General features: G+C 61.7%; 6 protein-coding genes. 3 read left to right on the top strand and 3 right to left on the bottom strand.

The genetic code is table 11. The annotated features are described in order from the left end of the window. Together NEZ08_RS18305 and NEZ08_RS18300 are read left to right on the top strand one after the other, a co-directional pair. The coding region (locus NEZ08_RS18305) for a universal stress protein (RefSeq protein WP_298109859.1) at nucleotides 1–454 on the top strand (454 nt) is incomplete at its 5' end. Between the two features lie 110 nt (nucleotides 455–564). After that, on the top strand, nucleotides 565–891 hold the full coding sequence (locus NEZ08_RS18300) for a c-type cytochrome (protein ID WP_298109856.1): 327 nt from the start codon (nucleotides 565–567) through the stop codon (nucleotides 889–891). A gap of 23 nt (nucleotides 892–914) precedes the next feature. Here the strand turns inward: NEZ08_RS18300 and rpe are convergent, their stop codons facing one another. Beyond that, nucleotides 915–1,616: a ribulose-phosphate 3-epimerase gene (rpe, locus tag NEZ08_RS18295; protein ID WP_298109854.1), complete on the bottom strand. Its 702-nt coding sequence runs from the start codon at nucleotides 1,614–1,616 to the stop codon at nucleotides 915–917. 251 nt (nucleotides 1,617–1,867) lie between these two features. On the opposite strand from rpe, the gene NEZ08_RS18290 reads away from it, so the two are divergent. Continuing rightward, nucleotides 1,868–2,251, top strand: a complete 384-nt coding sequence (locus NEZ08_RS18290; protein ID WP_298109851.1) for a hypothetical protein — start codon at nucleotides 1,868–1,870, stop codon at nucleotides 2,249–2,251. Nucleotides 2,252–2,262: 11 nt separating this feature from the next. Here the strand turns inward: NEZ08_RS18290 and NEZ08_RS18285 are convergent, their stop codons facing one another. Beyond that, on the bottom strand, nucleotides 2,263–3,258 hold the full coding sequence (locus NEZ08_RS18285; RefSeq protein WP_298109848.1) for a P1 family peptidase: 996 nt from the start codon (nucleotides 3,256–3,258) through the stop codon (nucleotides 2,263–2,265). Nucleotides 3,259–3,412: 154 nt separating this feature from the next. Further along, nucleotides 3,413–6,190 (bottom strand): PAS domain S-box protein, encoded by a 2,778-nt coding sequence (locus NEZ08_RS18280; RefSeq protein ID WP_298109845.1) that lies wholly within the window; start codon nucleotides 6,188–6,190, stop codon nucleotides 3,413–3,415. Nucleotides 6,191–6,306: the final 116 nt, after the last annotated feature.

Here is a 6,306-nt window from a genome sequence, read left to right as displayed (position 1 = left end):
AATGAACGAAGCCCTGCGCGTGACCGTTGCGCGTATTCTCAAGACATCGCCGCTGGCGCGGCTCGCCTGCCTCAATGTTTTGAAACTTGGCCGCGTGACCATCGACCGCACGCTCGATGAGGAGGGCAACAACAAGCACGTGAGCCGTCTGGTCACGCTGAAACATTGGGCGTCGCCGCTCAAACTCGACGAGAGCCGGCTGACAGTGCATGTGCTGGAGGCAGTCGATCCCGCAGGGGCGATTCTTGAGTTTGCCGAGGCCAATCACGTCGATCACATCGTGATCGGAGCGCGGCAGAATTCGCTGGTGCGCTCGCTGCTCGGCAGCACCTCCGCCAAGGTCGCGTCCGAGGCTTCCTGCACCGTCACCGTGGTGCGGCCGGCACGACAAGCGAACCCGTCAAGTACGCGCGACACGCCGCCCGGCGACGATCGGTCGATGCCGGCGATCTAGTAGACGAGCCAATGAAGAGGACCGGATTTGCGGCAGATCAAGGCCTGAACTTGGTAACTGGCCGAGACAGGAAACAATGCGACGTTAACCCCTGAATGTGAGAAGCCCAGATGCTGGAATCAAAACGGACATTTTTATCGATCTGCCTTCTGGCGCTGGCTTCGTTCCCGATGCAACAAGGTGCCGTTGCAGCCGACGCAAGCCACGGCAAAGCCATCGCGGAACGCTGGTGCAGGAGTTGCCATGTCGTCGGCCCGCAGCAGAGAAATGCACCGACAGATCTGGCTCCGTCTTTCGCATCGATTGCGTCAAGGCCGGATTTTGACGCCGCCAGGCTGGCGCTCCTGCTGCTCGCGCCCCATCCGAACATGCCGAACCTGTCGCTCAGCCGCTCGGAAGTTGCGGACCTCGCCGACTATATCAAAACGCTTAAATAGCGGGTCCGCGGCAGGACCGAGATTCAGATCGCTTCGCCGCGTGCGATCGCGGCGGCGTTTCTGATCGCCGCGATATTGGCCTTGTAGGCTTCCATCGTGCCGCCCTTGAACACCGCCGAGCCCGCGACGAACGCATTGGCGCCGGCGGCAGCCAGTTCGCCGGAATTGTCGGCGCCAACGCCGCCATCGACTTCAATGTCGATCGGCCGACCTGCCGTCATCGCGCGCAGGTCGCGGACCTTGGCGAGCGTGGATGGAATGAAGGCCTGGCCGCCGAAGCCCGGATTGACCGACATCACCAGCACCAGGTCGATATTGTCGAGCACATACTCGATCGCCGCGATCGGTGTCGCCGGATTGAGGGAGACGCCGGCTTTCTTGCCAAGCGTGCGGATGGCCTGCAGCGAGCGATGCAAATGCGGGCCTGCTTCCGCATGGACGGTGATGTGATCGCATCCGGCTTTCGCGAACGCCTCGAGATAAGGATCGCAGGGCGAGATCATCAGATGCGCGTCGAAGATCTTGTTGGTATGCGGGCGGATCGCTTTGATGACGTCGGGCCCATAGGAGATGTTCGGCACGAAATGCCCGTCCATTACGTCGAGATGTATCCAGTCGGCGCCGGCGGCATCGACGGCGCGCACCTCGTCTCCGAGCTTGGAAAAATCCGAAGCCAGGATCGACGGCGCAACGATGAGGGGACGGGGGGCGAGGGAAGCGGACATCTGCGCTGCCTTCCGACAAGCTGTTTACAGGCGCGGGAGCCGCGCGCTTTTCCGCCTAACACGCGCAGACTTTTCCGGCAATGCGGGGCATCAGAGATGGAAAAATCTGCCGCAAGCGGCAGCAATTGCCGATTTCATGCCGTGTTCGGGCGCAGCGAAGGCCATAAATTCATTGATCTTTTTGCAATGGCACGGCGCTTGCTGATCAACCTCGTGGGAACGATCAAACCGGTTCCTTCGGAGTTAGAGCCATGCTGCCTGCTATCGGCGCCGCCTCAATCGCATTCGACGCCATCCAGTCGCTGACTTCGCCGTCACAGCCCTCATCACAGCCGACCGGACCCGGAGGCTTCAGTCTGGATGGCAGTTCCGACGTATCGCGGGCCGTCTCCGGCACTGCTTCGGGGTTCAGCAGCGCCCATATTTCGTCCGGAAGCTTCAACGCACTGCTTGATGCGCAGAGTTCGGATTCGGGCAATGTTGGTTCGGCCGTGGCCTTCGGCAGTTCGGCTTCGTCTCAATCCCAAGCCGTCTCGCCATCCGGCACGGCCTCGTCGACCTATAACGCGGTCAACCAGCTGGTTCAGTCAACCGCCGTACCGCTCGGCTTCAGCCCGATTTCGATGAGCGTGTGATCCCGAGTTGGCTACCCAAAGCGATCCCGCCACGCCGGCAATGCCCCGGGTAGAGGCAGGGCGGTCGCCGCATGGACGCCGCGGGCGATGGCACGCGCCACGGTGTTGGCAGCCACCAAGCCAAGCTCGGTGAGGCCGACCAACGGATCGACGGTCTTTTCGCCGGTTGCAGCCGCGAACAGCACGTCGCCATCCATCGGTGCGTGCACTGGGTAGATCGCGCGCGCAAATCCGGTTTGGGCGATCATGGCCAGCCGCTTGGCCTCCGGCTTGGTGAGAGCGGCGTCGGTGACAACTACGGCCAATGTCGTGTTTTCGATCTCCGTCGCGCTCGGTCCGCCCTTTATGCGCATGTTCAGCATGTCCGCCGTAAACGCGGCCGGCAAACCGCGGCCGCCAAATTCGCCGCCGATCTCGAAAGGCGCGGCCCAGAACCATGGCCCGTCGCCGATTGTCACGCTGCCGAGTGCATTGACTGCGGCGAGCGCCGCAACCTTGACGCCATCTTTGGTCTCGGCGGAGGCGGAGCCCAGGCCGCCTTTCAGGTTTGCGGTGAGGGCGCCAAGGCCGGCACCGACGCTGCCGAGCTCAAAGCTGGTTGCGGCTGCCGCCGCTGCGGCATAGCCGAGATCGCGGTAGGGCGCGAAGCGGCCCCATTGCTTGTTGCCGCCGTTGAGAAGGTCGAAGCAGATGGCGCCGGGCACAATCGGGATTACGGCGCCGCGAACATTGAGGCCACGGCCCCGTTCGGCGAGCCAGGCCTGCACGCCGCCGCCGGATTCAAGCCCGAACGCCGAACCACCCGAAAGCGCAATGGCATCGATTTTCTCGACCGTATTGGCGAGATCGAGCAGGGCTCCTTCGCGGGTTCCGGGTCCGCCGCCGCGCACATCCATCGCTGCGACCACAGGCTGGTCGAACAGCACGGCGGTGACGCCGGATGCGAGGGCGGCATCCTGGGCATGGCCGACGCAAACGCCTGAGATGTCGGTAAGGAGGTTATTCATCGCGAATGCCTTTGCTGTGGCAGCTCATGCGTTCTTCATGGGGCATTTTTGAACCTGAGCACGTAGATCAATACGCTACCCGAGCGGCTCTTATTGCGAAGTTCGCAAGCCGTTGCATCAGCGCTGCGAACTTCGCAATAAGAGCTCTCGACCGTTAGCTGTCGAGGGCAAGCCGGACCATGCGCGCCAGATCCGACTTCGGGTAGGGCTTGGCGAGCAAAAGGACGCCGGTATCGAGACGCCCATGATGCACGATGGCGTTCTCGGTATAGCCCGAGGTGAACAGCGTCTTCAATCCGGGGCGCCGCGCCAGCGCCGCGTCGACCAATTGCCGGCCATTCATCGATCCGGGCATGATGACATCCGTAAAGAGAAGGTCGATCTGGTCGGGTCCGTCGATAATCTTGAGGGCCTCAGATGCCCTGCTTGCCTCCAGTGTCCTGTAGCCAAGGCTTTGGATCTGCGTGACGACGTAACGGCGCACGAGGTTGTCGTCCTCGACCACCAGGATCGTCTCGTTGCCGCCGGCGACGCTCATCGATGCGAGCGATTCCACCGGCGTGTCGGACAAGCCGGTCGCGCGCGGCAAATAGATCTTCACCGTGGTTCCGTGGCCGACCTCGCTGTAAATCTTGATATGTCCGTTGGACTGCTTGATGAAGCCGAACACCATGCTCAGCCCGAGGCCCGTCCCCTTGCCGACCTCTTTGGTCGTGAAGAACGGATCGAACACCCGATCCAGATTGTCGGGCGAAATTCCGGTTCCGGTATCGCTCACTGCAACCATGACGTAATTGCCGACGACGACGTCACGGTTCATCGCGGCGTAGCCCTCGTCGAGATGGACATTGCCGGTCTCGATCACGAGCTTGCCGCCGGAGGGCATCGCGTCGCGGGCATTCAGCGACAGATTGAGGATCGCCGTGGTGAGCTGGTTCGGGTCCACCAGCGCGGACCATGCATTCGCACTCAGCTGCGGATTGATCTGGATATGCTCGCCGAGCGTCGGCCGCAGCAGCTTGATGGTTTCGATGACCAGCGCATTGACGTCAATCTCGCGCGGTTGCAGCGGCTGCTTGCGAGCGAAGGCGAGCAGATGCTTGGTCAGGCTGGCGCCGCGCTCGGCCGCATCGTCGATCATCTTGGCGATCGCCGAGAGCTGCGGGTCTTCGGCCACGGCGTCCGCCAGAATGCCGATAGTACCGGTGATGACGGTCAGGATGTTGTTGAAGTCATGCGCGACCCCGCCGGTCAGCTGGCCGATGGCATCCATCTTCTGGGCCTGGCGGAACTGCGCTTCGGCCGCCTGCTTCTCCGTGAGATCCCGGCCGACAAAGAAATGCCTCCGGACCGGTTCTGACCATGTTCCCATCCAGAACAGGCTGACGGCATGGCCGTCCTTGTGCATGTAGCGGGTCTCGAAGTTGCGCATCAGGTGTCCGCGCCGAGCCGATCGCATTTCCTCGCGCGTGCTTTCGAGATCGTCGGGATGGATGAACTCCGCCGCGCTGTGGCCGATCATTTCCTCCGGCTCTATTCCGAGGATTGCCGTCGAGCTTGGGCTGACCTGGACGAACGTGCCCTTGGTGTCGGTGACCAGGATGAGGTCCTGCGACGTCTGGAATATGCGCTCTCGTTCCTCGATCTCCTGGGTAAGCGCCGCCTGCGTCCGCCTGCTTTCGGTCACGTCGCGGGCGATCTTGGAAGCGCCGACGATCTGGCCCGAACTGGAGAGCAGCGGGGAGATTGAAAGCGAAACGATCACGCGCCGGCCGTCCCTGGCCACACGTGAGGTTTCGTGGTCGACGATGGTCTTGCCTTGGCCCACGCGATCGAGAATTTCGTTTAGTTCTTCGAGCTTTTCGTTCGGAACGATCAGATCGATATGGCGGCCGATCGCCTCCGCGGCGGTATATCCAAACAGGCGCTCGGCCGCCGGATTCCAGCCGGTGATGGTGCCGTCGAGCTTCTTGGTGATGATCGCGTCCTTGGAGGATTCCACCACCGAACTAAAGAGGCGTTCGCGTTCCCGGTAGCGCTGCTGTTCGGAAAGACTCTCGCGGCGCAAGGTGTGAAGCAGGCGGGAGAGGCGAGACTGCAAGTTGATGTTTTGCAGCAGCAGTACCGCGAGGACGAGACAGGCGGCGAAAAGTCCGTAAATGCGCCCGACAAAAAAACCCAGGTCGTAACGTTCTGTCAGCAGTGCCGAAGACACGATGTCGAAAAGATAGGCGCAGAGCACGATCTGGAGCCAGAGATCGAGGATCGAGTGTGGCCGCCGGAGCCACAGGACTAAAAGCGCCGCGAAGCCAATGCACCACACGGCCGCTGCGATGCCAGCGTGCACGGGCGCATAACCGTGGTCGTTCAGGAGCCTCGGCAGGAGGTGGTGCTTCTGTGTGACGACGAAAACAATTGTCGCCATGAGGGCCACAACTGCAGCCAAGCTCCAGAGGATCGATCCGTAGGTCGATCCCTTGACCTTCGGGCCGCCATCGTGACTTTTCAGAATGGCGTAACCTAACACGAACAGCGGAAATCCGGCGTGCCAGGCCATATAGATCCATGGCGCGGTTTGCGGGCCGGAGTTGAGAAGCCCGTTGGCGGTCAAAAGACTGGGAAAAGTCAAAGCGTGAAGAACCGCCGCCAGCGCGGTGAAAAGATACCCGCTCGCAAGCACGAGCAGCGCGCGCGATCTCAAAAGTGCAAATTGTGACAGCAGCAGTATGGTTGTGATCAGATCGCAAATGGCCAGTGCGGACTGGTAGCTTGCGACAAAGGCGGGAACCGCCGGCATCGGCACCCGGGCAAAGGGGAGGGCAGCGGCAAAGAAAATGGCCGAGGCGGCGAGCACGCCAGCGGCAATCTTGCGGTCGCGGGCGGTGGCGGGCAGTGTCGAAAGAAAGATATTACGATCGTCGCCCGCTTCCACCTTTGTCTCCAGGCCTCTTGTGTCCCTCAGGCTCGCGGCCAGCGTTCCGGTTCTGACCGTCGCATCCGGTCACGTCCAATATTCTTACGAACGTCGGAACTGAAGCGACACTAGAA

It is taken from the genome of Bradyrhizobium sp. (genome assembly GCF_027451485.1).
In the GTDB taxonomy this organism is placed as follows: domain Bacteria; phylum Pseudomonadota; class Alphaproteobacteria; order Rhizobiales; family Xanthobacteraceae; genus Bradyrhizobium.
This window is presented reverse-complemented; position numbering and strand designations above follow the sequence as displayed.

Bases quoted from the DNA above. Each gene is read 5' to 3' on its own strand.
- NEZ08_RS18300 (WP_298109856.1), top strand. From the start codon at position 565: ATGCTGGAATCAAAACGGACATTTTTATCGATCTGCCTTCTGGCGCTG.
- rpe (WP_298109854.1), bottom strand. From the start codon at position 1,616: ATGTCCGCTTCCCTCGCCCCCCGTCCCCTCATCGTTGCGCCGTCGATC.
- NEZ08_RS18290 (WP_298109851.1), top strand. From the start codon at position 1,868: ATGCTGCCTGCTATCGGCGCCGCCTCAATCGCATTCGACGCCATCCAG.
- NEZ08_RS18285 (WP_298109848.1), bottom strand. From the start codon at position 3,258: ATGAATAACCTCCTTACCGACATCTCAGGCGTTTGCGTCGGCCATGCC.